Source organism: Chitinophaga jiangningensis, assembly GCF_900142605.1.
Lineage (GTDB): Bacteria > Bacteroidota > Bacteroidia > Chitinophagales > Chitinophagaceae > Chitinophaga > Chitinophaga jiangningensis.
The window spans coordinates 1-1,863 of the sequence record NZ_FRBL01000019.1; the positions used below are offsets into that span (position 1 = coordinate 1).

Sequence of the window (1,863 nt, forward strand, 5' to 3'; positions counted from 1 at the left end):
AAGAGGCTGTCTCAAAAGTAATTTGAGATAGCCTCTTTCTATTTTTAGAAAAAAAAAGGCTTTTATTAAGGTTTTGTGTTGATAAATAGTCTTCTGCGGGCCATGTTTGTTCGGTAAATTTGGGAATGGCACGAGGAAAAAGCTATAAAGTATCTTTCAAGCCCACTTTTCAAAACCAGGTGATGTTATTTCCGCCCGATTTGAATGAAATGGTATCGGCAGATCATCCTGTTCGTATAGTTGATCAAATAATTGATGGAATCGACCTGAGGGTTTTAGTAGCCAGATATAAAGCTGGTGGCACTAGCAGTTACAGCCCATCGATGTTGCTAAAGGTGTTAGTGTACGCTTACATGAATAACATATACAGCAGCCGCAAGATCGAGGACGTATTGAAACGGGATATTTATTTTATGTGGTTAAGTGGAATGAGCAAACCTGATCATAACACAATCAGCAGATTTAGGAGTAACCGCCTCCAGGAAATTCTTCAACCCATCTTTAGCCAAGTGGTGCTGTTATTATGTACTGAGGGGTTATTGAGCCTTAAAGAACTTTATACTGATGGGACAAAAATAGAGGCTAATGCTAACCGTTATAGTTTTGTTTGGGGCAAGAGTATTACAAATAACCGTGAAAAAATTAAAGAGCAACTCAATGAACTATGGAAGTATGCCCAATCTGTAGCAGCAGCCGAGCTAAATAGTCCACCGGATCCACCAGATCCCGGTCCCGTGGATAGTAGTAAGGTAAGAGAGGCCATTGAGCAAATCAACCAGGCACTTGATAGTGTTAAAAACGAGAAAAAGGTTGATCCCAAAATAAGGCAGAAACTGAATTATGCGCGTAAAAACTGGCCTGATACATTAGATAAATATGATAAGCAAGAACAAATATTAAATGGACGTAAAAGTTACAGTAAAACTGATACTGATGCTACATTTATGAGAATGAAGGAAGACCATATGAAAAATGGTCAGCTAAAGCCCGCTTATAATGTACAAATCAGTACTAATAACCAATATATTCTATCTTATAGCATCCATCAAAACCCAGGTGATACCTTAACCCTTCCTACACATCTATCATCACATATCAAGCATCTAAAAATAAAACCTTCCAATATTACAGCTGACGCGGGCTACGGAAGTGAGCAGAACTATAAATTACTGGAAAGTAAGAAGATCACTGCTTATGTAAAACACAATCAGTTTGATCGTAATCAAAATGAGAAAATTAGACTCAAAAAGAGATTTACAGTGGATCAGCTTCCCTATGACCAACAAGAAGACGTCTTTACTTGTCCGGCAGGTAAGAAGCTCATCAATCAGGGAAGCTCCCAAAGTCAATCCAGTAGTGGATATCCTCAAGTAATAACAAAATACCAATGTGAATCTTGTTCCTATTGTCGTCTAAAAAATCAATGCCATGGACAAAAAGGGAATCGGGTCATTGAAGTAAATCTTCAATATCGCCGTCTTAAAACGAAGGCTGACAAAAGGCTAAACACTAAAAAAGGGATTGCAAAGCGAAAAAAAAGAAGCTACGAGGTTGAGCCAGTTTTTGCTAATATCAAGCATAATCATCAATTTAAAAGGTTTATGCTGCGTGGACTCGAAAAAGTAACCGTAGAAATGGGATTATTGGCATTGGCCCATAACTTGCGTAAGGTGGCCTAGAAAAAGGCAGCTCCATCTCCAAATCTTTACAGCTACCCCTCATCTTAGCTTCCTGTAAGCCAATAAAGAAAAATCAAATCAAATAAATCTCCAATAAATCAAAATGAGAGAAAAACTCTCATAATGTGAGATATATACTTAAAAAGGAAAGAGGGCGTCTCAGGTATTTTTGAGACGCCCTCTT

The 1,863-nt window shown here is 38.0% G+C and carries 1 protein-coding gene; it reads left to right on the forward strand.

Annotation, left to right across the window (positions count from 1 at the left end; translation table 11 throughout):
- Positions 1-125 precede the first annotated feature (125 nt).
- Positions 126-1,679, forward strand: coding sequence for an IS1182 family transposase (locus BUB18_RS28820; protein WP_073087796.1), 1,554 nt, complete (start codon positions 126-128; stop codon positions 1,677-1,679).
- Positions 1,680-1,863 lie beyond the last annotated feature (184 nt).

What these genes read in the sequence shown, in the direction of transcription:
- BUB18_RS28820 (WP_073087796.1), top strand. Translation starts at nt 126, where the DNA reads ATGGCACGAGGAAAAAGCTATAAAGTATCTTTCAAGCCCACTTTTCAA.